This window comes from Sorangiineae bacterium MSr11367 (assembly GCA_037157805.1).
Classification (GTDB): domain Bacteria; phylum Myxococcota_A; class Polyangia; order Polyangiales; family Polyangiaceae; genus Pendulispora; species Pendulispora rubella.
This window is the reverse complement of the sequence record CP089983.1, coordinates 12,662,572-12,685,583: the sequence shown is the minus strand read 5'-3', so window position 1 is coordinate 12,685,583 and position 23,012 is coordinate 12,662,572. Positions and strand designations below refer to the sequence as shown.

Below are 23,012 nucleotides of genomic sequence, written 5' to 3'. Positions count from 1 at the left end.
GGTGGGCACGCCGGGGCAGACTAGATTTTCCAGGCGTCGGATCGCAAGGCGAAAGACCACCTTACAGGGCTGAGAGGCCCCTATGGTGCGACGTGGTACGATGACGCGATCATGGCCGATCTGCGTTTCCCGACAACCACGATGTCCATCGTCTTTGGACTCCAAAGCGAGGATGCCGCGGAGCGGGCGCGCTCGATGGATCGGCTGGCCGCCGCCTATTGGAAGCCGGTCTACAAATACGTGCGCATGCGCTGGCAAAAGCCCCCGCACGAGGCGGAAGAGATCACGCAGGAATTTTTCCTGCGAGTTCTCGCCAAACACACGTTTCAGGGCTACGAGGCGGCGAAGGCGCGCTTTCGGACCTTCGTCCGCGTATGCCTCGATCGGTTCGTGGTGGATGCGGCGCGGCACGATCAGGCAAAAAAGCGTGGCGACGGCGTGGTTCCTCTCTCACTCGATTTCGCCGCGGCCGAGGCGGAGGTCGGAGAGGGCGGCGTGGCCGATCCGGAGCGCTTTTTCGAGGCCGAGTGGGTACGCCATCTCTTCGAGGTGTCGCTCGTGCAATTGCGCACGACGCTCGCCGCCCACGGGCGCGAAGGGCATTTCGTCGCCTTCGAGCGGTATCATGTCGCGGAAACCGGCGCGGAAAAGCCTTCGTATGCCTCGCTCGCCGAGCAGCTGGGCATTTCCGTCCCCGAGCTGACCCACCGCCTTCAATATGCGCGGCGTGAGTTTCGCGCCATCGTGCTTCTGACCTTGCGCGATCTGACGACCGATCCGGAGGAGTTTCGGAGCGAGGCTCGCCTCGTGCTCGGGGTCGACGTGTGATCCGAGAGCCTAAATCGTGGATCGACGACTTTCGCCAGCCTGCGGAGGAGCCCGAGCTGTTCGCGGGTCGGTTTCGCGTGGAGTGCGAAGCCGGCGTGGGTGCCATGGGCATCGTGTACCGCGCCATCGACGGCGAGACCGGCGCGACGGTGGCGCTCAAGATTCTCCGCGAGACCGACGAGACGCGCTTCGAACGGGAGGCGCGTGCGCTCGCAGGGCTGTCGCATCCGGCCATCGTGGGCTACGTGACGCACGGCATCTCGGCCGAGGGCGAGCCCTACCTCGCCATGCGGTGGATCGAGGGCGAAACCCTGGGCCAGCGGCTGGCGCGCGCGCCCCTCGATCTGCGCGAGACTATTGCGCTGGGGCGCCGCATCGCGCAGGCGCTCGAGGCCGCGCACGGTATGGGGCTGATCCACCGCGACGTCAAACCGAGCAACGTGCTCCTCCCCGAGCGGCGCGCGGAGGACGCGCAATTGGCCGACTTCGGCATCGCGCGCTTCGTCGACGCCGAGCGCCGCCCGACCACCGAGCGCGCGGTGGGCACGCCCGGATACATGGCGCCGGAGCAGCTGCGCGGGCACCACGACATCGATGGGCGCGCGGATCTTTTCGCGCTCGGGTGCCTTCTCTTTCGATGCATCACGCAGCGGGAGGCCTTCGAGGGGCCCGACGCGTTCACCATCATCGCGAAGCTCGTGCTCCACGAGCCGCCGCGCCTCCGCACCTTGGCGGAGGTTCCCGCGGCGCTGGATACCCTCGTCGCGCGGCTGCTGAACAAGGACCCCGCGAAGCGGCCGAGCACGGCCCGCGAGGTCGACGCGGAGCTCGAACGCGCGGCGGACGAGGCCCAGCGACCCGGCCTCCAAAGGCGCCAGCGCCTCGGGCGCGCGGCGGTGGCGGGCGTGGCGGGCATCGCGTTGGTGATGGGGCTCGGCACTGCGTGGATGCGTCGGGCGCCGGGCGCCCCCGTGGAAGTGCCGGCACCGGCGGTGCGGGTCACGGATCTTCCTGCCTCGCCCACGTGCCACCCCGCGGCGGTCGCCGCATACCGCGACGGCCTGCAGGCGATCCGCGAGGCCACGTGGGAACGTGCGCACCATGCGTTCGAACGCGCCTTCGAGCGCGATCCCGCGTGCCCAGAGGTCGTCGTTCGCTTGGTGATGACCAGCGAGATCTACGCGCCGATCGGGCAGCAGCGCGAATACCTGCGCCGCGCGCAGGCGCTGCGGGGCGCCCTGCGCGAGCGCGACCGCGCCGTCCTCGACTCGACGGCGGTGTTCATCGCCTCGGAGGTTCCCGATCGGCCTGCCGCCGTGCGCATCCTCGAGGACGCGCTCCAGCGTTTTCCACGCGATGCCGAACTGCTCTCGTTGGCCTCGCACACCCGCGCCGCCGCCGCGACCGACGCGGTCACGCTCGAGACCGATCTGGCACGGGCGCGGGAGGCGACGGATCTGGACCCGCTCTACGCGGATGCGTGGCAACTGCAGGGCCGGATCCTCGCGCAGCTCGGCCGCGTCGAGGATCATTTGTCGGCACTGGATCGGTGCATCCAAGTGGCGCCGGGTGCGGGCGATTGCCGGCGCGACCGCATTCTGATCCTGCGGCGGCGCGGCATGTGCCAAGAGGCCGTCGCGGAATCCCGTCGCTGGATGGCGGGCGATCCGGGCACCGCCATGGCGTACCGCGATCTCGCCGCATCGCTGACCGCCACCGGTGCCCCACGCGAGACGTTGCTGGAGGCGCTTTCCATGCGATGGAAAGCGCAACCGGCGCACGAGGCCGAGACCATGCGCCTGCACGATCTCGTGAAGGTGGCCGTGTGGGCGGGCGACTTCGAGCACGCGTTGCAGCTGGCCGAGCAGCTCGAGAAGCACGTGGCGGGGGCGGCCAATGCGGAGCCGCACGTCCGTGCCGCGTTGATGCAGGTGGAGACGCTGCAGGAGATCGGGCGCGGCGCCGAGGCGGCACGGCTCGCCGAGCGCGTGATGCGCCGAAAGGACGCGTGGACGCACGGGGACATGAACACCGATCGGCACGAGTCCGGCGCGTACTACTACGAGCCCGTGATGCTGGCCGCGCAGCTCGAAGGCGGGCTGCTCACACCGGCCGCGTGGGCCGAGGCCATTCGCGCGTGGGAGAGCACCTCGCGCATGAACCCCTTCGAGCGATGGGCCATCGTCTGGGGAAGCGCGGCGGGCCAGGGCATCGACGCCAAAGCGGCCTCGCATCGTGCGCCGCCCGGCGATCCGTCGCTGTTCGAGCCCTTCGGCGTCGCCGCCACGCACGTGGGCCTGCTGGAAGCCTACGAAGGCCATCTCGCTCTCGAGGCCGGCGACCACGCGCGCGCCGTCACGCTGCTGCAAACGGCCGCCAAGAGCTGCCAGGGACTCGATCAGCCCTTTGCGAACGCGCGCGCCCACCTCTGGCTCGGCCTTGCGAAGGAGCGCACGGGCGATGCACCGGGGGCGTGCGCCGCCTACGCCGTGGTGCTCGATCGATGGGGCGCGGCCAAGCCTCCCTCGATCTCCGCCCGCGAAGCCACCCAACGAAGCCGCGCACTGGGCTGCTCGCGTCCTTGACGAAAAAAAGCGCGGGCGCGACCACAAGGCTCGGGCGTCTTCCGTATGGGTGGGGAGGAGCCACCATGATGCGGATTTTTACGGTACTGGGTGTGTGCCTGCTTGCGTGCGGCGGGGAACCGCGGCGGGTGGTCCTCGACGGCGAACCGGAGCTGGCCTTTCCCAACGTGGTCACCACGGAACACTCCGAGGTGAAGCTGACCTTCAGCCCCGATGGCCAGCGCATGCTCTGGGGAAGCACGGACCGCACCGGCGGCCCCGGCGCATGGGACATTTGGGAAATCGTGCGCACGCAGGGCGAATGGTCGCCCCCGCACCCGGTATCGTTCGATACACCGCAAAACGACTTCGATCCGTCGTTCGCGCCCGATGGCTCCGGCGTTTACTTCTTTTCCAACCGGCCCGGCGGCATCGGCGGGGACGACGTGTACTTCGTGCCCTTTCGCGAGGGCGCGTACGGCGAGGCCCTGAACCTCGGCCCCAACGTCAACTCGACGGGCGACGAGTGGGGCCCGGTCCTTTCACCCGATGGCGAGCGGCTGGTGTTCGCCTCCGATGGCCGAGGCGGAAAGGGAAAGCACGATTTGTTCGTCTCGGTCCGCGGGTCCGTGGCCGAGAACCTGGGCCCTGCCCTCAATTCGGAGCTCGATGACTTCGATGCGGCATTTCTCCACGACGGCCGCACCTTGGTGTTCGCCTCCGAGCGACGCGCGGCTGGCCAAGTCGACCTGCACGTGAGCTCGCCCGTCCGCGGGCGCTACCCCGAGCCCACGTGGCTAGGGAATACCGTCAATTCGACCGAAGCATGGGACTTCGGCGCGGCGGTAAATCCGCACGAGCCGGGGGTGCTGTATTTCAATTCGAACAGACCACCCCACGTGCTCGGCCGCGGAGATATTTACCGGATAAAATATCGGCTCGCGGCAATGGTCGATTGAACATGTCAGATGCCAAATGACCTTATGCGATCCAGCCGCTGGGGACGGACTAAGGCGCCGGCCTCGCCGGGATTGTCTCGCTGCCGCTGCTCGCCTGCAAACGACTCGCGAGTCCGCCACAATCAATCGACTTTTGCGTTCGAGCGATAAGCATCGAGGCTAAAAGCCCCGGGCCCCCGGCATGCGATGTAGAGGAAGGCAAAGCAGTACAGGACCGCCAATTCGCCTTTGTTCACCACCGGAAAAAAGGCGGCGCTGAATTGGAATTTCCAATGGAATTGCAAATACGCCACGGCCATCTGCCCGCTGGCAAGGAACGCCGCCCACGAGCTGAAAAGGCCAAACGCGATCAGCAGCCCGCCGACGAATTCAATCACGCCGCCAATGCCCATTTGCGAAGCAATGGGCAAAGCTTGCGCGCCGAGAATGCCAAAGAGCTTTTGCATGCCGTGAATGGCAAACAGGAGCCCGAAGATGACGCGCATGGCGCCATAGGCACGCTCGGCGTGGGGCGCAAGCAAGCCCGGGATCATGCGGCGCCCCCCGCGAGCTTGCTCTTCAAGATGTCCGTGACCAGCTTCGGGTTGGCGCGGCCGCCCGTGGCCTTGATGGTCAACCCCACCAGCGCACCGAGCACGTTGGCATTGCCCGCCCGGTAGCGCGCCACCGCATCGGCATTCGCCGCCAGCACGGTGTCCACCGCCGATTCGACCTGCGCGCGATCGCCAATCTGCCGCAGGCCGCGCTTTTCGACGATCGCCCGCGGCGATCCCTCGCCATCGAACATGGCGCCGAGCACGTCCTTGGCAAGCTTCGTCGAGAGCGTCCCATCGTCGAGGAGCGACAGCAACTCCGCCACCGCCCCTCCGTCGAACGGCGCCTCCTCGAGCCCGCGCGACCGCATCTCGCCGAGCACGTCGTTCGTGAGCAGCGACAGCACGGCCTTCTCCTTGGCACCGGCCTTCACCGCTGCATCGTAGACGCCCTTCAGCTCCGGTACCGCGTCGATGGTCAGCGCAGCCTGGGGTGCTGCAGGCGGTGCCGCAGCAGCCGGCTTCTTCGCCGCCTTCGGCGCAGGCGCCGCGGCAGGTTTCGCCGTGGCCTTGGCCCACGAATCCTTCAGCGACACGGTCCGATTGAACACCAACGCGCCCGGCTTCGCATCGAGGTCCACGTAGAAGAACCCCAATCGCTCGAACTGGAACCGATCGCCGACCGCGGCCGTCGCCAAGCTCGGTTCCACCTTCGCCGTCACCGTCGTGAGCGACTGCGGGTTCAACTCCGTCTTGAAGTCGGCCCCCGACGCCCCCGGAAACTCCACGGCGAACAGCCGATCGTACAATCGCACCTCGGCATCCACCGCGTGCGCCGCACTGACCCACTGGATCGTGCCGTCGATCTTCTTGCCCTTCGGCGCCGTCCCACCGCGCGTCTCGGGATCGTAGGTGCACACCAGCCCGGTCACCTCCCCCGCGACATCCTTCTGCACCTGGGTGCACGTCACGATGTATCCATGCCGGAGCCGCACCGAACGCCCCGGCGCGAGCCGGTAGAAGTCCTTCGGCGGGTTCTCCATGAAGTCATCGCGGTCGATGTACAACTCGCCCGCGAACGGGATCTTGCGCGACCCTTCCTTGGGCACGTCGTGCGGCCAGTACGGACCGTCGAGCTCCTCCACCTCGCCCGCGGGCCAGTTTTCGATGGTCACCTTCAGCGGCCGCAACACCGCCAGCACGCGCGGCGAGCGCGTGTTCAAGTCCTCGCGCACCGTATGCTCGAGCAAGGCCATGTCGATGGTGCTCAAGTTGCGGGCGACGCCCACGCGCTGGCAGAAATCGCGAATCGCCTCCGGCGTGTAACCGCGGCGGCGCATGCCCGCGAGCGTGGGCATGCGCGGATCGTCCCACCCGCGCACGTGCTTCTCGTTCACCAGCTGGAGCAGCTTGCGCTTGCTCATCACCGTGTAGTTCAGATTGAGCCGCGCAAACTCGGTCTGCTTCGGCACCCAGGGCACCTCGGTGGCCGCCACGACCCAGTCGTACAACTCCCGCGCGCTCTCGAATTCCAAGGTACAAATCGAGTGCGTGATGCGCTCGAGCGAGTCGGACAGACAGTGCGCGAAGTCGTAGAGCGGATAGATGCACCATGCATCGCCCGTGCGGTAATGGTGCGCGTGCTTGATGCGGTAAAGCGGCGGGTCGCGCATCTTCATGTTGGGCGACGTCATGTCGACCTTGCCGCGCAAGGTGCACGAGCCTTCGGGAAACTCGCCTTTGCGCATCCGCCGGAACAGGTCGAGGTTCTCCTGGACGGTGCGGTTGCGGTACGGGCTCTCCTTGCCAGGCTGCCCCACCGTGCCGCGGTACTCGGCCATCTGATCCTCGGAGAGATCGCACACGTAGGCGCGCCCGAGGGTGATGAGCTTCTCGGCCAGCTCGTAGAGCTTCTCGTAATAGTCCGAGGCGTAGAACATGTTCTCGCCCCAGTCGAACCCGAGCCAGCGCACGTCCCGCTGGATGGCCGCCACGTACTCCGGATCTTCCGTCGTGGGGTTCGTGTCATCCATGCGCAGGTGGCACACGCCACCGAAGTCTTGCCCGATGCCGAAGTTCAGGCAGATCGATTTGGCGTGCCCGATGTGCAGGTAGCCGTTCGGCTCCGGCGGAAAGCGGGTGGCCACGCGGCCGCCGTACTTGTTCGCCTGCTGGTCGGCCGCCACCTTCTCGCGAATGAAGTCGGTCGGTTTGGCGGGCGGGGGTGACGGATCTCCGGACATGGGTATCCCTGTACCACAGCACCGGCCACCCGAGCCCGCCGGCTTTTACTCGCCGTCCCCCTCGAATCCGCTGGCGCGGTCCGCGTGGGCTTGCAGCGCGGCTGGGGCGCCACCCAGGATCGGAATGGCCCCGGACGCGGGCGCGCCACCCTCCGCCGGGTTGGCGAGCATGGCCGCGTCAGCCGCGCGGATCTCCGACTCGGCGAACCCCTTGAACGCCGTCAACCGCGACGGGTTGACCAGGGATAGCTCGTAGAGCACCTCGTAGGCGGCGAAGACCTCGGGGTTCTTCTTCAGATCGGCATAGGCCCGGCCCACCGCCGCCGGGTACTGCGCCTTGGCGTCCGCGAGCAGCTCCGCCACCCGCGCACTCGTCTGCGCTTCACACAGCGCCACGCGCTGTTGGCCCTCCTCTTCCACGAAGGCCTTGGCCCGCTCGAGCCGCGCCGCAATCGTGTGAACGACCTGCTGCGACACCTCCGGGAGGAGGCTCACGTTGCGGACGTGGGCCAGATCGATGGCGATGCCCCAGCGCTGCGTCTCCGCCTCCAGCTCGTGCCGCAGCCGCTCGTTGAGCTCGGTGCGGTCGCACAGGATCTCCTTGAACGGGCGGTTGCCGAAGATGGAGATCACCGCATGCGACACCACGTTGTCGAGCGACCGATCCCAATCGGCCACGTCGAAGGTCGCCTTCACCGGATCGACGACGCGAAACTCGAGGAAGATGTCCACCAGCACCGTGGTGCCGCGGGCGTCGCTCACGCGAATGCTGGTGATGTTTCGAAAGTCGCGCCGCAGCGACACCGAAATTGCCTTCACGTGCGGCAGCACGCGATCGAAGACCCAGTGCCAACCCGGGCGGGTGAGCACACCGGCCAATTTGCCGAAGCGGGTGACCAGCACCACCTCTTCGTCCTCCACCTCGACGCGAAGGCCGCGCAGGAGCGCCCCCAGCACCGGAAGCAAACCGAATCCGATGGCCGCACCGACCGCGAGCATCCACGTGTCGTTCATCACGGGCTCCTCAGGAAATAGGACTTGGACTGGGAAAGGACCTCGGCCCGGCGCCGCTGCACGTAAAGCCCGAGCGTCTTGTTCTGACGAAGCTCGTCCAAGTACGTGGCCAACGTCCGGATCTCGCGTTCCGCGGCGAGTGCGCGGGCCTTGGCGATTTCGACACCGCGTTCGGCGGCGAGGATCTGCCGTTCGCAGTCGGCCTCCGCGCTGGCGTACGCCTCGTCGGCCTCGGCGTTGGCGCGCATGACGGCGTTCAGGGCTTCTACGAGTTCGTCGGGCGGGAAGATATCGGTTAGGTCGACGGCGTTGAAGTGCACGCCGTACCGTTCGCCCACGCGCTCGCGGCAGAAGCCTTCGATGCGGCGATTGAGCTCGTGGCGTTCGCGCCGGATGAGCGCGTACGAGCCGGCGTCGTTCTCCCGCTGCATCTTCTCGATGCCCCCCGGACACGAGCTCACCGAAACGCGCGGCATCGAATCGCGCCCCGCCTTTCCGAAGTTGGCCATCTCGTTGCGGAGCAAGCACGTGAACGATTCCGTGATGTGCTCGAGCGGCGCCTTCATGCCAAATAGGAACGCGTGCAGCTGCTCTTTCGCCGGGGCGAAGCGAAGGATGGCGTCGACGCGAAGCACGGTGCCATCCTCCGCCATGGCCATGCGCCCGGCTTCACCGGACAAGTCGAGGTTCTGCTCCATCGTGGCGACGCGGTGGACCTTTTGCCATGGCCACTTGAAGTGCAGGCCGGGCGAGTAAAGTTCGAGCGCTTTGCCGTCGCCGACGACCGCCGCCCCGAAGGTCGTCTTAACGCCGAGGTACCCCTCGTCGATCCGGAAGAACGAGCGCGTCACCATGAGCAACAGGTACGCCGCCACCCCCATCATCAGTCCGTATGCCAGCATAGCCGTCTCCATTCACATCGTTCAAAACCGTCCCTTGGTGCGCGCCGGAGGAAACCACCCGGCCTCGGCCTCGGCGGAGGCATCGACCCGCCGCACGTGCGACACGAGGCGGCGACGCGGTGTTGCCGGCGCGCTTGGACGCCTGCCCTGACGGGCGTAGGCCTCCGCGAGTCCGCGGTTGACCTCGACGACGTCCTCGTTGAAGGCGTGCTGCGCTTCGCTCACCGGTGGGAGCGCGGCTGCTTTTTCCGCGGTGTCGACGATGGTGCCGTGGGGAACGAAGCGCCCCTCGGGGATCTCCACGCCGACGACCACCGCGCCGATGCCGATGAAGCAGTGGGCGCCGACGATGGAGTCGTGCACCACGGCCTTGAACCCGATGAAGGTGTGGTCGCCCACGTAGCACGGCCCGTGGACGAGTGCGTCGTGGGCAATCGAGACACCCTTGCCCACGTACACCGCCCAGTCGTCGCCCTTGACCCGCACGAACTTGTCCTTGAGGGCATGGATGACGACACCGTCCTGGATGTTCGTGTTGGCCCCGATGAAGAAGGGCGCCCCTTCGTCCGCGCGCACCGAGCTGCCCGCGGCAACGTGCACGTGATCCTCCATCACGATGCGGCCGACCACGTTGGCCTGTTGGTGGACGTAGCTGCTCTTGCCACGCCGCACGTGCGCGCGGATGTTCGAAAGCCATTTTTGAAACTCCGGCCCGCGCTCGCTCTCCCGCACGTACGTGAAGGCGGGCTTCGGCGGCCCGACGACCGCGCGCAGGTTCGGATGGTGGCTCGCAGCGCCCTTGCCCGATTCGATGCGTTCCCCTCTGCGGAGGTAGTGATCGAGCCAGGCAACGACCAACCCCGCCACGAGGCCCATCATCAGGTACCCGCTGACGGTTCCGGCCGCCGTGAGGGCAAAGGCAACGACCTGCATCCTTTTGGCGCGGGCCAGGTGAATGAAGGTGCCCACCTCGATGAGGCGCACGCCCACCACGCAGAGCAGCCCGGCCAGCGCGGCCAGCGGAATGCGCGCGATGTATTGGCTCAGATAGAGCACGCACGCGCCGAGCACCAGCGCGTGCACCATCGCGGAAAGACGCGTGCGCGCGCCGCTCTGGACGTTGACCCCCGAGCGCACGATGACGCCGGTGACCGGCATGCCGGACATCATGCCCACGGCGAGGTTGGCCACGCCCTGCCCGAAGAGTTCCAGGTTGGGGTTGTGCGGCGTCTTGGCCTGCGCCATGCGGTCCACCGCGCGCGCCGACAGCAGCGACTCGACCCCGGCGAGCAGCGCCAACGGCGTGGCCTTGCTCAGGAGATCGAGCCATCGGTCTTCTTCGATGGCCGGAAACGAGGGACTCGGGAAAACCGAGGGGATCGCGCCCACGCGCTCGATGTCCCAGGCGTCGTACACGGACACGAAGGTCACCACCGCGATGCCCACGAGCGCCGCGGGGAATCGCTTGAAGCGCGCCGAGGTGGTCACCAGGAACGCCACGAAGAGCCCGGAGACGGCGGCCATCCACGAGACATCGTGGAGCCACTCGGGCCGGTGCATCATCTGGGCGATCTCGACGACCTTGTAGTTGAAGCCCAGGAGCTCGGGGAGCTGCGCGTCGAGCAGCTTGATGCCCACGCCGGTGGTAAACCCCGCCAGCACGGCCTCGGGCACGAACCCGGCGAGCTTGCCCACCCGCAACGCGGAGAGGGAGAGCAGCACGAAGCCCGTGAAGACGGTGGCCATGGCGACCCCCGTGGGGCCGAACTCGGTCGCGAGCCCCAAGACCATCATGCTCAGCGCCGCGGCGGGCCCGGTGACTTGCAAGGTGGCACCGCCGAGGGCACCCGCGATCACACCACCCAGCGAGCCCGCAATGAGTCCTGCGATTGGGGGCAACCCGCTGACGACGGCGAGGGCGAGATTCAGCGGCAGGGCCACGGCCGCCACCGTGATACCGGCGAGCAGATCGGCGCCCAGGGATTTCCCTCGAAGGACGTCTTTCCACGTGGACGCCCAATCCGAAAACATCTTTTTCGTTTCACGCGCAAAGGCGTGATCGTGACCCCCATTACCGCTTTTCGCTGAACGCATACCAACTGCCCCCCTTTGCAGATGGCGAGAATGATCACCGCAGACGTACCCGAGTCCATGCCCTTGCCCGAACGACACAGGGAGGAGCCATCCGTGCATGGACATGGGCACGGAGACGCTTACGGTGAAATCCACGAAACCGTGGCAAAACCGCTATAGGTACTTCTTGGGTATTTCAGGCTCGTGGAGGCGGAGACGACGTTTCGTCCACGGGGTCCTTCACGGGCCGGGCGAAATCAGGTCGGTCCCACACCACCAGACGTCCCCATCGCGCGGTGAGCTCCACGAGCCTCTGCTCGGCCCCCGGCACGGGATCGTCTTCACAGCCTTCTTCTTCGACGCGCTCTTCTTCGAGAACGGCAGGAATGGGCACCGTCCCATCCGAAAGAGCGCCGTCGCCCTCGCCTGGAACGTCGACTCGAGGATCGATATTGCCCAGTAGGACGGCGTCACTTCGTGCGGATAGCGCCGCCGACGTCCAAATCGACCCTGCCATTGCCAACGCCGCCGCCGAACTGGACGCGAAAAACGCGAACGCCAGCAGCGCGCAAAGGTAGGCAAACCAGGCAGGTCGTCGAGAATGGTTCACGGCGATCGCCAATACAATGGCCTGACGGGTAACTTGATTCCACCTTTTTTATCGGATCACGCACAAAAAAGTTTCGCCCCAAACGGGACCTGTCGTTTCCGTCGTCAGAACAGGCGACACACGAAATGAGGGTCAGAGCCCCATCAATTTCGCCACGTAGTAGCGCAACGTCTCGGTGGTGCCGCCGCCGATGCGAAACAAGCGCTGGTCGCGCCACGCACGTGCGATCTCGTATTCTTCGATGTAGCCGGCGCCACCATAAAATTGCAGCGACTGATCAGCGATTTCGCTCAGGACGTCGCCGGTGAAAATCTTGGCCAGCGAGATGGTACGCACCGTATCGAAGCTGACCTGCGTCTTGTTGACGTACTTGTCCTCGTTGTACGCCTCTGCACCTTTGTACGAGAGCGCCCGCGCGGCTTCGAGCTTCGCCGTCAGGTCGACGAACTTGTGCTGCCAGTACTCGCGCTTGATGATCGGTTTGCCGAAGGCCTTGCGGTCGCGCCCGTAGGCGATGGCCGCGTCCATCGTAAGTTGCATTCCTGCCACGGCGCTGGTGCACGCGATGATGCGCTCCGACTGGAAGTTCTGCATCAAGTACATGAAGCCGCTGTTCTCTTCGCCGAGCAGGTAGCGCTTGGGAACACGCATGTCCTCGAAACTGAGCTCCGCGGTGTCGCTGGAGTGATTGCCAATCTTCTTCAACTTCTTCGAAACGGAGTATCCCTTCGTGTTCGTCGGGACCAAAAAGAAGCTGCAGCCGTGGGCGCCTTGATCGGGTGCGGTCTTCACCAGCAACGTGACGAAGTCGGCGCGGGTGCCGTTGGTGATGAAGGTCTTGGCACCGTTGATGATGTAATCGTCGCCGTCTTTCTTGGCCCAGGTCTGGATGCCCGCCACGTCGCTTCCGGCGTTGGGCTCCGTGACGCCGAGCGCGACGATCTTGTCGCCGGCGAGCGCGGGGCGGAGAAACTCGTCGATTTGCTCTTTGGTGCCCAAGTCGGCAATGACGGGCGTCGCCATGTCGCCCTGGACGAGAAGGCCCATGGTGACACCGCCCATGCGGCAGTGGGTGAGCTCCTCGCTCTTGGCCACGGCGAACCAGTAGTCGCCGCCCAAGCCGCCCAGCTCCTCCGGGTAGTGCGCGGCGAAGATCCCGAGCTCGCCCGCGCGCTTGAACACCTCATTGGGAAAGTTCTCCGCCTTTTCCCACTCTTCCGCGTACGGCGCGAGCTCCTTCTGGGCGAATTGACGCACGGTTTTACGGAAGTGCTCGTGTTCTTCGCGGAAAGGACTGGGCATGGCTGGGCTCTCCTGTGTACGCGAAACATTCGTACACGAAACAATTCCGAATGCAAGGCCAGCGGTCGATGATACGACCGTCGCATGGGAACCGTAGCGGTCACGGGGGCGACGGGGTTCATTGGCAGCGCCGTGGTGCGCCATCTGCTCGCGTCGAAGCGCGACGTGCGGGCGATCATCGAGCCGGGGGCGAACACGAAGAACCTCGACGGGTTGAACGTCGAGCGCATCCCCTGCGACGTCACCGACGCGAAGCGCATGCAGAAGGCGCTTTCGGGGTGCGAGTCGCTCTACCACTTGGCGGCCATCTACCGCATCTGGATGGAGGACCCGACGCCCATCTGGCGCGTGAACGTGGAGGGCACCTCGGCCACCCTGCTCGCCGCCAAGAACGCCGGCGTGCGCCGCGTGGTGTACACGAGCTCCATCGCGGCCATTGGGCTGCTCGACGGCGGCGAGGCCGACGAGACGTGCAAGTTCAATGTGTTCGACGGCAACGACTACATCATGACCAAATGGCTCAGCGAGCGCGTGGCGCTGAGTTTCGCCGATGCAGGAATGTCGCTGGTGGTCGTCAATCCCGCCTTTCCCTTCGGCCCACGCGACATCGGCCCCACGCCCACGGGCAAGATCATTCTTTCGATGTTGCGCGGCGAATTCCCTGCAATTCCGCCAGGTGGCATCTGCTCCATCGACGTCGACGATTGCGCCATGGGTCACCTACTCGCCGAAGAAAAAGGCCGCGCCGGAGAACGCTACATCCTCGGAAACGAGAATGTCACCTTGAAGGAGCTCTATGCCTTGGTGGGCAAAGTCGCCGGCGTAAAGCCCCCACGCATCCAAGTGCCCGCGGCCGTCGCCATCAGCGTAGCCCTCGGCATGGAACTCTGGGCCGATCGCATATCGCACAAAGAGCCAAATGCTACCTACCGCGCCGCGCGATATGCCATGAAAAATGCCTTCTTCAATTGCCAAAAAGCAAAAACCGAATTGGGCCTCCCCACCCGCCCCTTGGAAGAAAGCCTCCACCGCGCCATCAACTGGTTCCGCGCCGAAGGCGTCGTCTAGAAGAATGAGAGTTTGAACAGGGAGATCGGGAGATCGGGAGATCAGAAAAATTCAGATCTCCCGATCTCCCGATCTCCCTGTAAAACCTTCTTCTAGCCTCTAACCGAGGCGGGCGAGGCGGCGCATGTCTTCGGCGAGGAAGGTCCATACGGCGGCGACGCGCGGGACGTCGCGGAGGGCGCGGTGGCCGACGAGCCAGAGATCGTCGGTGGGCCATGCTTGGGCCGACGGGGCGAGGGGCTCGGCGTAGGGCACGGCACGCAAGGTGCGCGTGTGCATGTAGGGCAGCGGGATGAGGAGCACGCCAAGGCCCGACTCGGCGGCGACGAGCTGCGAGGTGAATTGGCTCGTGCGCAGCGCGATGCGGGCCTTGGGTGCGTGTTGCGCGAGCCAGCGCGCGGGCGGAAAGCTCGCGAGATCGCGGTCCCAGGCGATCCACGGGGCGTCGTTCCAGGAGGTGAGCCGGCCGAGGCGCTTCACCAGTGCAGGTGCGCCGGCGGCGAGCCACCCGGCGGTGCCGAGCTTGGTGACCACCAGCTCCGCGCCGTGCGGGCGCGTGGAGCGCATCGCGAGATCGGCCTCGTGCCGCGTAAGATCGAGCGGGCGCACCGAAGCGTCGAGCTCGATGTCGATCTTCGGGTGCTTCGCACGCAGCCGCACCAGCGCCGGCGCGACGAAGGCGTCGGCCATGCCGGGTGCGACGCTGAGGCGCACCACGCCCTCGGCCTCGGCCTCGAGATCCGACGCGTCGCGCGTGAGCCGGCCATGCGCCGCCTCCATGGCCTCGGCGGCGGCGAGCACCCTTTCGGCACCGCGCGTGGCGATCAAGCCTTCGCGCGTGCGCTCGAAGAGACGGATGCCCAGCGACGATTCGAGCACGGTGAGGCGCCGGCTCACCGTGCTCGTGTCGAGGTCGAGGCGCCCCGCGGCAGCGCCCAGGCTCTTGTGACGGTACGCCGCGAGAAAGATCCTCACGTCCTCCCAGCGCGGATCCTGCGCCGGCGCGACGTCTTGCTTTTTTGCGACCATGCTTTGCAAGCATGCGCATTGTGTTGCTCCATTGCAAGACACACGGTTGGGGCATGAGCAACCACGTTCATGTCATCCTCGGCGCCGGACAGATTGGCTCGCGCCTGGCCGAAGTCCTTCTCGCGAAAGGCCACCCCGTGCGCCTGGTGCGCCGAGGGCCGGCCGGCACACCGCGCCCGCAGCTCGAGCACGTCTCGGGCGACATCACCGATCTTGCCTTCGCCGAGCACGCAGCACGCGATGCGGCCGTCGTTTACGACTGCATGAACCCGGCCTACCACATGTGGCCGGAACACCTTCTCCCCATCGCGCGCGGAGCCTTGCATGGCGCGCGCACGGCGCGGGCGAAGCTCGTGGCGCTCGATTGCCTCTACATGTACGGCCGCCCCGTCGGCCCGATGCGCGAAGATTCCCCGCTCGCGCCTTGCAGCAAAAAAGGCGCGCTGCGGGTCGAGCTCGCGGAGCTCCGCCTCTCGGCCCACCGCCGCGGCGAAGTGCCCGTGGCCATCGGGCGCGCCAGCGACTTCTTCGGCTCCGACCTACCCTACTCGCTCTGGAGCGACCGCTTCTTCCAGCGCATCTACGCGGGCCGGGCCGCTGAATGCATGGGCGATCCCGACGCACTCCACGCCTACACGTATGCGCCCGACATCGCGCGGGCGCTCGCCACCTTGGGCGAGCGCGACGAGGCCATGGGCCAAGTCTGGCACCTTCCCACCAATGCCCCCGAGACCACGCGGATGCTCGCCCGGCGCCTGGGCCGCGCCCTCGATCTCGACGTCCGCATGATGCGCGTCCCCAAGTGGTTCGTGCGCGCCGCGGGCGTGTTCGACCCCTTCATGCGCGAGATCGTCGAGATGATGTACCAGTGGGAGGTCCCCTTCGTGCTGGACGACTCCCGCTTTCGCCGAACCTTCGGCTACGGCCCCACTCCGATCGAGGAGGCCGTCGTCGAGGTTGCGAGCTGGGCGCTATCGCGTCGCGCGCGCTTTGCCCCGCGCGGGGGCCTTTTTGCGTGACGCTTTCGCACCCGATGCCGCTTTGGGGGCCGGCACGGCCTTGGGCGCCTTGCCGTTCTTCTTCGACGCGCCATTCTTCGCCGGCTTTGCGGCCTTCGCGGCGATCTTCTTGGGCGCCGGCGCCTTCTTCTTCGGCGGCGCCTTCTTCACGGACGCCTTCTTCGGCGCGGGCTTCTTGACGGCGGACTTCTTCGGCGCGCCTTTCTTCGCCACCACCTTCTTCGGCGTCACCTTTTTCGGGGCGGGCTTCTTGGCGGCCTTCTTCTTCGCCGCCTTCCCCTTCTTCTTGGAGGCTGCCTTGGCGATGCGGGCCGGACGGGCGGCGCCGGCGACACCGTTGAGCGGCGGGCGCGTGATGCCTTCGCGCTGGGCTTCACGCGCTTCGAGGGCGATGCGCACCTTGTCGTCGAGCTCACCGAAGTCGAACGGCTTGTCGATGTACGCGTCGGCCCCGTAGAGCGGGCTCGTGAGCTGGTTCAAGTTCTCGCCGATGCCGGTGAGCATCAACACGCCCGTGTGCGCGAGCGCGACTTCTTCGCGGATTTTGCGACAGACCTCCCAGCCGCTCATGCCGGGCATCATCACGTCGAGCACCACCAGATCCGGCAGGTGCTCCTGCGCGAGGGACCAGGCTTGCTCACCATCGGAGGCCTCGATGACCTCGATGGCCGGGTCTTTCATGGTCCGGAGATGACGTGCAACCAACTCGAGCATCGACGGCTCGTCGTCGGCAACGAGGACCAGGGGGTTCTGAACGGGCATGGTCGGCATTTTCGGGCCTGGGCCGTAAAAAGGTCAAGCCTCGTCGCGGAACTTCGTCGGCACCTTGGCGGTCGAGTTCACGAGCTCACGGGAGGCGTGCACGTACTTGACGATGGTGGGCATGTGGCCCTTCGTCAGCTTCAGTTTGAACTGCATCATCGCCTTGATGGGGTCGACCTCACCCTTGATGACTTCTTTCCATCGGGCGTAGGGCGCAACGATGACGAACGACGCCTTTTCGGCCTCTTCGCGCGAAACGAGGCGGCATTCGCGACACTCTCCCCCGTGCACGTCGAGCCACATGCCCTGATCTTCCGGGATGCCCAGGGAAGGATCCGCGGTCACCACCATCGCAACGACGCCATGCGTCCAGTCCTTGCCGGCGGTCTTGTAGGCGGGGTTGGAGTTGATCGCGTCCTTGTAAGCGCGTGTCCAGGCATCAGAAGGGAAGTCGTTGGCCATGAGGGTTCTCAGGCTACACTGAAACCAGAGCTTTCCGCCATGTCCGCCTCCACGCCTCCGCCGCCCCGCACGCCTGCCGACCTCCCCATCACACCGAAGGTCCTCGAGAGGGGTAACAAACGTCTCGATGGCGTGCTCGACTTCGTCGCGTTCACCGCCCGGCCGATGCCGCTGGTCACGCTGCTCGACGAAGCCCCGCGCCGCATCGTGCAGATCCTCGGCTGCGACGTCTGCTCGCTCTACCTCGTCGAGGGTGAAAACAAGCTCGTCATGCGCGGCAACGTCGGCTTCTCGCGCACCGCGCTGGGGCAGATCCGCCTCAACGTCGGCGAGGGCATCACCGGCCAGGCCGTCGAGTACCTCCGCCCGATCATTTCCGCCCGTGCGGAGACGCATGCCTCGTACAAACATTTCCCCGGCCTCGAGGAGGAGCGCTTCCCCGTCTTTCTGGCGGTGCCCATCCTGGGCAAGCAAGGGCCGGTCGGCGCCATCGCCGTGCAGCGCGAGGCCATCCCCTTCTCCGATCCCGACGTCGAGCTCCTCAGCGTGCTCGGCGCGCTCATTTCCGCGGGGATCCGTCACGCGGAGCTGATCGACACGCAGCGCGAACGCAGCACGGTGGCGCGCAAGGCGGGCGGCGGCACGCGCAAGGTCACCTTGCCAGGGCGCCCGCTCGTGCCGGGAAAGGCGCTCGGGGCCATCACCGCACCACGCCGGCCGGCGCAACGGCCCAGCGCCCACGGGGACGAACGCGCCACGACCATCGAGCAGGACGTACGCTTGCTCAAAGTGGCCTTCGACGTCGCGGAGAAGGCCATCTTGGCGCTGAACGAACGCGCCAAGGGCATCTCGGTGGGGAAAGAGGGCGCGTTCCTCTCGACCTACGTGGAGATCCTCGGCGACATGCGCTTCCGGGAGCTCGCGCTCGAGATCACCGAGTCGGGCGTGGGCATCCCCGCCGCGCTGGGACGCGTCGCCCGCGAGGCCACGCGCACCGCAGCCACCATCACGCGCGATCCCTTCATGGAGGAGCGCGCGCGGGACGTCGAGGATCTGTGCGACGCCTTGAGCATGCTCGCCGCCTCGGACAAGCGCGCCGAGCTTCCGTCGAAGGCGGTGCTCGTGGGAGACGGCCTCAGCGTGTTCGACCTGCTCATCTCCGCCCGGGCGCAGCCGTGCGGCATCGCATTGAGCGAGCGCGCCACCAGCCCGCGCACACGCATCCTGCTGGAGCTCTTGGGCGTGCCCGCGATCGTCGACGTGCAGGGACTCTTCCGCTGGTCGTCCGATGGAGACATCGCCCTCATCGACGCCGATCACGGTCTGATGGTCATCAATCCGTCAAAGAGCGAAATCGCCACCATCCGCCACGCGCGAAACCAAGGTGGAACGGGACCGCAGTCGGGACCCGCGGGGGATCGCTGAAGCCCCCAAGGAGTTCCGGTGCTATCGTGTCTCTTTCGGAGTGCTCTCTGTGACCTCCCCGTCGCATCCCGACAGCGAACACCAAAGCCTACCCCCTGCTGAACCAGGCGACGACAGAGACAGCATCACCGAGGTGCGCGGCACGGTTGCGCGCTTCGAGATGTCGTACAGCCTCAGCCCGACGGATCGGCTCACGTTTGGGCCGCCGCTGCGGTTTCGCATTCCCTCGTTCATCTACCTCGCCCTCGCGCTGGTGGCGCTCGCGCTGGTGTTCATCGCGTACGCCTCGCCCTCCAATTCGCGCCTGTACGTGTGGCTCGTCGAGGGCGACAAGAATCGGCCGCTGAGCTCCATCGCCTTTGCGCTCATCCTCGTGGCCAGCGCGGTGGGCACCGTCATCCGCGCCCACATGCGCGGGGTCGTGGTGCGGCGCGATGGGCTCGAGGCTCGGTACCTCATGGCCATGGGCATCCCGCGCATCCGTCAGTGGAGCTGGGCCCAGATCAGCCGGCTCATTTTGGACGAGAAGCACGTGATGCTCGAGCTCTGGGACAACCACTACGAGCGCCTGCCCGAGGTGGCCGCCCCCGCCGAACTGGGAGAGCTGCTCGAGCGCCTCGGCGCCGCGCACGGCATCCAAATCACCCGTCTGTCCGCGAGCAAGCCCGCGCACTGAGCTCGAACGTCGCGTTCAATCGAACGTTGCTCGACGCGCCTTGATGTAGAGCGAGAACATTTCGGCGGTCGCTTTTGCCCAGCGCTCGCTCTCGTGGCGAGAGAGCTTTCGCTCGGTGACCTTCTCCGCGATGCCCGCCGTCGCGGTGCTGATGAAGTCCGCGATGAAGGCGATGTCCGATTCACTCGCATCCGGCAACGCGTGACGGAAGAACGCGATGGCGCGCTCCTGGCCGCGCTCGCGCTCGGCCATCGCCTCCGGCGAATCGCGAAATGGGGCGCCGGCCTCGCTCATCGCTTTGCGCAGATCACCCTCGGCTTCGTCGGCACGAAACACTGCGGAAACAGAAGCCAGCACCCGCTGCTCCATCGTCGCGTTCGGATCGGTGAGGATCTCTTGGACGCGATCCACCGTTTTGCCCCACGAAGTCTGCTGAAGTCGGAAGAAGAGCGACTCCCGATTGGGGAAGTATTGATACAGCGATCCCACACTCACCCCCGCCACTTCGGCGAGGCGGACCATGGTGAACTTCTCGACACCTTCGGTCTGCAAAACGCGAATGGCTGCTTCGAGGATGTCGGCCACCATCTGCTCGGAACGAGCCTGACGCGGCTCCCTACGCGGAGAAATCACGGGCTTTTTGCGGATTGTCACCGATTACCTCGCCCTCGGAATTCGGCGTTGGAAACGCGAATCACCAAGCCAAACTTTGTTCCGTATTCTGCCTCACTAAGCGGCTATGAGCACACGACAATCCGAACTGCTGGCCGCCGAGGCCTGCTCCGCGTTGGAGGAAGCGATCACGGTGCTCGCCGACCTTGTCCTATCGGACGGTGGAGACCCGACAGACGCTTTCGACTCCCCCACCAGCCTTCACGATGCGAGCCATGCCGAACGCATCGAGGCCTTGTTGACCATTGCGGCCGCGCAGCTCGCAAAGGTCACCGGTTCGTGCGAGGGCGCCGTGCTGGACCGTCGTCATGTGATGCGCATGCTCTCCGAAATGGTTGGCACGTTGCTCTTGGCGCGGACGGTTTCGGGCGTGCATCCCGGATTGGCCGACGAGATCATGCAGGCGAACTAGTCGGTTCAAAAGGCGCCCTCGATGCCAATGCTCGGCACCGCGACGGGGCCGACTTCTTGGCGATCGCATTTATCCAACCACGCCGTAGGAATCCGTTGCAAGGACATTCCGGGCCGCGGCGGCGGAGCACTCGGGGACGTGGTGCAGTCGAGGCCGACGGTCTCCTTGTTCAGGGTCACGTTCAAGCCTTCCAGGACGAAGGAGATGCGGCCCGACTTGCCCACCGGCCACGTCTTCTCGAGCCGCAGGTCGATGCGGTAATACGACGGGAGCCGCTCGCCGTTGAACGGGGGAACCGCGAAACCGTAATACTGGTTCGAATACGGCTTGCCTGAATAGAAATAGAAGCGCCCGCCCACGCGCCAGCCTTTTCCGAGATCGTAGGCGCCCATCAGGTTGAGCACGTGCGTTCGGTCGAACTCACCGAGGATCTTCGCCGGCGAGGACGGAAAGAGGGGCCGGCCGCGCCCCGCCGAGGAATTGGGATCCGTATCGCGCGTGGTGCGCGACAGGGTGTACGAGAGCCAGCCGGTGATGCGCTTGGTGAGGGAGCGCTTGATGAGGAGCTCGAACCCGTAAGAGCGGCCGCGAACGCGCCGGCCAACGCACGAGCGGGGCGACGACGGGTCGATGGAGTCTTCGTTGAGATCGCTCCCGCGGATGCAGGTGGCGGTCGCGTCGGTCATGTCGAGAAAGTTGTTCAAGAAGACGCTGCTCACGGCGGTGAAGTCCCACGGCAGCGCAAGCTCGACCCCTTGGCTGGCCTGCACCGACGTTTGCAAGCCGTCGCCCAGCTTGGCGAGGCCCGCCCCCGGAATGGGGACGACGAGGCTCGGGGCCTGGTGCGCAATCCCGAAGGTCGAGACCCAGGTGGCCTTGGGCGTGAGGTTCACGCGCAGGGCAAGCCGCGGATCGACGCCCACCTCGCGCGCGGGCGGCTCGTACAGGGAGGGCGTGTGATCGATGCGCTGCGACGTGAAAAGGTCGGCGCGAAGGCCGGCCACCACCTCGACCCGCGGGGCGATGCGCCAGGTCGCATCCACGTACGCCCCGACGGTGACATCGTTGCGCGGGGCGTAGAGCGTACTGATCGTGTTGCCCGAGGTGTTGCGGTTCCCGCGTTGATCGAGCACGTCGAAGTGCTCGAAGAAGAAATCCGCGCCGAGTCGCAGGCGCAGATCCTCGGTGAGGCGCTTGTCGAGCTCCGTGCGCACGCCGAGTATTTGGCTGGTGACGTCGCCGTCGTCGGCACCCGATTTGTCGGTGCCCAAGGTGACGGCCACCCGCCAGTTGCCCGCGTGCTCGAGGCGGTGGTCGAAACGCAGATCGAGCCGGTGGAAGGTCGTCGCGAAGAGCTGCTCGATGCGCTTTTCGCCGTTGTCGTCCGTCTTTTTGTCGGCCAGGTAGTCGTAGCTGCCGAACCAGAAGGCGCTGACCATGTTGCGGTCGTCGAACCTCCATGCGGCACGCGCCTGGTAGTCCCAATATTGGAGGCGCGTGTCCGGCGCGAAGAGCGGCAGGACGAGGCCCGGGTAGCCGTACCGCCCGCCGGCGAGCACCGTGCCCTTGCCATTGGCGAACGGTGTCTCGACCAGCGCGCCGGCGTCGAGCAGGCGCAGGTTCCAATCGGTGTGAAATTGATCCGCGGGCGGACGTGTGTATCCTGCAAGGATGCCGCCGGCGAAGCGACCGAAAGGTGCCGGGTAGCCGCCGGCGTAGAAGTCGACGCGATCGACCAAGGCGGGATGGATGACGCTGGGCCCCGCCGCCAAGTGGAAGAGGAGCGGGACGCGGACGCCGTCGAGGAAGTAGCCCGTGTTGCCGGGGGGTGCACCGCGCACGAAGAAAAAGGGCAGTCCGCTGAAGACGGGGGTGACCCCGGGCAGGGCCTCCATCATGCGGAAGGCGTCGCCGAAGGCACCGGGCATCTGCCGGACCTCGCCACCGCCGACGGTGATTTTCTGCGCCTCCGCGCGCGCGCCCCGCACCTCGACGTCCTGCATCGGCTGCGCGGGCGCGGCACGAGGAGGCGGCGTGGTTGCGATGGGCGCGGGAGCCGGTGGGGGCTCGGGGGCCGGCGCGGGCGGATGAAATTCGATGCGCGTGCGGATGCGGGCCGCCACGTCGACATCGCCGCGCCGGGCGGGGGTAAAGCGCCACGCCATGGCCGCCTGCCGCGCCGCGCTCGCAAACGGCTCCGCGCCCTCGATGGTCTTGGCCTCCTCCACCGAGCCCGACGCGCCGATGCGGAGCTCCAAGATGACGACCGTGTCACCTTGGGCGCCCTCGGGGTACGGCACCGTCTCGGGGCTGAGGATCTTCGGCGGCGTAAGCGCAGGTGGGTCCGAAGCGCTCGACTGCGCCGCCGCGTACGACGTCCATGAAATGATCAGCGCCAGCGCGATCCATAGGGTGCGCGCGGCGTTGGAGAGCGTCGAAGATGACAAGCGGCAACCGTG

The 23,012-nt window shown here is 66.3% G+C and carries 20 protein-coding genes; 8 read left to right on the top strand and 12 right to left on the bottom strand.

The window, feature by feature from the left end; genetic code table 11:
- The first annotated feature begins 111 nt into the window (after positions 1 to 111).
- From LVJ94_49430 to LVJ94_49420, 3 genes are all read left to right on the top strand, one after another.
- A complete protein-coding gene (locus LVJ94_49430; GenBank protein ID WXB04902.1) occupies positions 112 to 828 on the top strand; it encodes a hypothetical protein in 717 nt (238 codons plus the stop codon).
- Positions 825 to 3,413: a protein kinase gene (locus tag LVJ94_49425; protein ID WXB04901.1), complete on the top strand. Its 2,589-nt coding sequence runs from the start codon at positions 825 to 827 to the stop codon at positions 3,411 to 3,413. Before LVJ94_49430 ends, LVJ94_49425 begins: the two co-directional genes overlap by 4 nt.
- Positions 3,414 to 3,478: 65 nt before the next feature.
- Positions 3,479 to 4,351, top strand: coding sequence for a hypothetical protein (locus tag LVJ94_49420; protein WXB04900.1), 873 nt, complete (start codon positions 3,479 to 3,481; stop codon positions 4,349 to 4,351).
- A 122-nt stretch (positions 4,352 to 4,473) separates the two neighbouring features.
- On the opposite strand, the gene LVJ94_49415 is transcribed toward LVJ94_49420, so the two are convergent.
- The 7 genes from LVJ94_49415 to LVJ94_49385 form a co-directional block, all read right to left on the bottom strand.
- A complete protein-coding gene (locus LVJ94_49415; GenBank protein ID WXB04899.1) occupies positions 4,474 to 4,884 on the bottom strand; it encodes a DoxX family protein in 411 nt (136 codons plus the stop codon).
- A complete protein-coding gene (locus LVJ94_49410; GenBank protein WXB04898.1) occupies positions 4,881 to 7,127 on the bottom strand; it encodes a glutamine--tRNA ligase/YqeY domain fusion protein in 2,247 nt (748 codons plus the stop codon). The genes LVJ94_49415 and LVJ94_49410 overlap by 4 nt, the downstream gene beginning before the upstream one ends.
- Before the next feature lie 45 nt (positions 7,128 to 7,172).
- On the bottom strand, positions 7,173 to 8,141 hold the full coding sequence (locus LVJ94_49405) for an SPFH/Band 7/PHB domain protein (protein WXB04897.1): 969 nt from the start codon (positions 8,139 to 8,141) through the stop codon (positions 7,173 to 7,175).
- Positions 8,141 to 9,043: an SPFH/Band 7/PHB domain protein gene (locus tag LVJ94_49400; GenBank protein ID WXB04896.1), complete on the bottom strand. Its 903-nt coding sequence runs from the start codon at positions 9,041 to 9,043 to the stop codon at positions 8,141 to 8,143. Before LVJ94_49400 ends, LVJ94_49405 begins: the two co-directional genes overlap by 1 nt.
- A gap of 21 nt (positions 9,044 to 9,064) precedes the next feature.
- On the bottom strand, positions 9,065 to 11,074 hold the full coding sequence (locus tag LVJ94_49395) for a hypothetical protein (GenBank protein ID WXB04895.1): 2,010 nt from the start codon (positions 11,072 to 11,074) through the stop codon (positions 9,065 to 9,067).
- A gap of 238 nt (positions 11,075 to 11,312) precedes the next feature.
- Positions 11,313 to 11,726 carry a hypothetical protein gene (locus tag LVJ94_49390; protein WXB04894.1) on the bottom strand — a complete coding sequence of 138 codons (414 nt, stop codon included), beginning with the start codon at positions 11,724 to 11,726 and terminating at the stop codon, positions 11,313 to 11,315.
- A gap of 132 nt (positions 11,727 to 11,858) precedes the next feature.
- The gene (locus LVJ94_49385; GenBank protein WXB04893.1) at positions 11,859 to 13,028 is read right to left on the bottom strand and encodes an acyl-CoA dehydrogenase family protein; all 1,170 of its coding nucleotides are present in this window, start codon (positions 13,026 to 13,028) and stop codon (positions 11,859 to 11,861) included.
- A gap of 84 nt (positions 13,029 to 13,112) precedes the next feature.
- On the opposite strand from LVJ94_49385, the gene LVJ94_49380 reads away from it, so the two are divergent.
- On the top strand, positions 13,113 to 14,096 hold the full coding sequence (locus LVJ94_49380) for an SDR family oxidoreductase (protein ID WXB04892.1): 984 nt from the start codon (positions 13,113 to 13,115) through the stop codon (positions 14,094 to 14,096).
- Between the two features lie 99 nt (positions 14,097 to 14,195).
- Here the strand turns inward: LVJ94_49380 and LVJ94_49375 are convergent, their stop codons facing one another.
- A complete protein-coding gene (locus LVJ94_49375; GenBank protein ID WXB04891.1) occupies positions 14,196 to 15,125 on the bottom strand; it encodes a LysR family transcriptional regulator in 930 nt (309 codons plus the stop codon).
- A 53-nt stretch (positions 15,126 to 15,178) separates the two neighbouring features.
- Here LVJ94_49375 and LVJ94_49370 point away from each other — a divergent pair, with 53 nt between their 5' ends.
- Complete coding sequence (locus LVJ94_49370; protein ID WXB04890.1) at positions 15,179 to 16,144, top strand: NAD-dependent epimerase/dehydratase family protein; 966 nt, start codon at positions 15,179 to 15,181, stop codon at positions 16,142 to 16,144.
- Here LVJ94_49370 and LVJ94_49365 read toward each other — a convergent pair.
- Together LVJ94_49365 and LVJ94_49360 are read right to left on the bottom strand one after the other, a co-directional pair.
- Positions 16,097 to 16,906, bottom strand: coding sequence for a response regulator (locus LVJ94_49365; protein WXB04889.1), 810 nt, complete (start codon positions 16,904 to 16,906; stop codon positions 16,097 to 16,099). The two genes, LVJ94_49370 and LVJ94_49365, sit on opposite strands and share 48 nt — an antisense overlap.
- A gap of 33 nt (positions 16,907 to 16,939) precedes the next feature.
- The gene (locus tag LVJ94_49360; GenBank protein WXB04888.1) at positions 16,940 to 17,368 is read right to left on the bottom strand and encodes an SCP2 sterol-binding domain-containing protein; all 429 of its coding nucleotides are present in this window, start codon (positions 17,366 to 17,368) and stop codon (positions 16,940 to 16,942) included.
- A 39-nt stretch (positions 17,369 to 17,407) separates the two neighbouring features.
- On the opposite strand from LVJ94_49360, the gene LVJ94_49355 reads away from it, so the two are divergent.
- Both LVJ94_49355 and LVJ94_49350 read left to right on the top strand, forming a co-directional pair.
- A complete protein-coding gene (locus LVJ94_49355) occupies positions 17,408 to 18,793 on the top strand; it encodes a GAF domain-containing protein (GenBank protein ID WXB04887.1) in 1,386 nt (461 codons plus the stop codon).
- 49 nt (positions 18,794 to 18,842) lie between these two features.
- Positions 18,843 to 19,469 (top strand): hypothetical protein, encoded by a 627-nt coding sequence (locus LVJ94_49350; protein ID WXB04886.1) that lies wholly within the window; start codon positions 18,843 to 18,845, stop codon positions 19,467 to 19,469.
- Between the two features lie 15 nt (positions 19,470 to 19,484).
- Here LVJ94_49350 and LVJ94_49345 read toward each other — a convergent pair whose 3' ends face one another.
- The gene (locus LVJ94_49345) at positions 19,485 to 20,123 is read right to left on the bottom strand and encodes a TetR family transcriptional regulator (protein WXB04885.1); all 639 of its coding nucleotides are present in this window, start codon (positions 20,121 to 20,123) and stop codon (positions 19,485 to 19,487) included.
- An 85-nt stretch (positions 20,124 to 20,208) separates the two neighbouring features.
- Here LVJ94_49345 and LVJ94_49340 point away from each other — a divergent pair, with 85 nt between their 5' ends.
- Positions 20,209 to 20,553 (top strand): hypothetical protein, encoded by a 345-nt coding sequence (locus tag LVJ94_49340; GenBank protein ID WXB04884.1) that lies wholly within the window; start codon positions 20,209 to 20,211, stop codon positions 20,551 to 20,553.
- Positions 20,554 to 20,558: 5 nt separating this feature from the next.
- Here LVJ94_49340 and LVJ94_49335 read toward each other — a convergent pair whose 3' ends face one another.
- Entirely contained in the window at positions 20,559 to 23,000 is a 2,442-nt protein-coding gene (locus tag LVJ94_49335; GenBank protein ID WXB04883.1) for a TonB family protein, read from the bottom strand.
- Positions 23,001 to 23,012 lie beyond the last annotated feature (12 nt).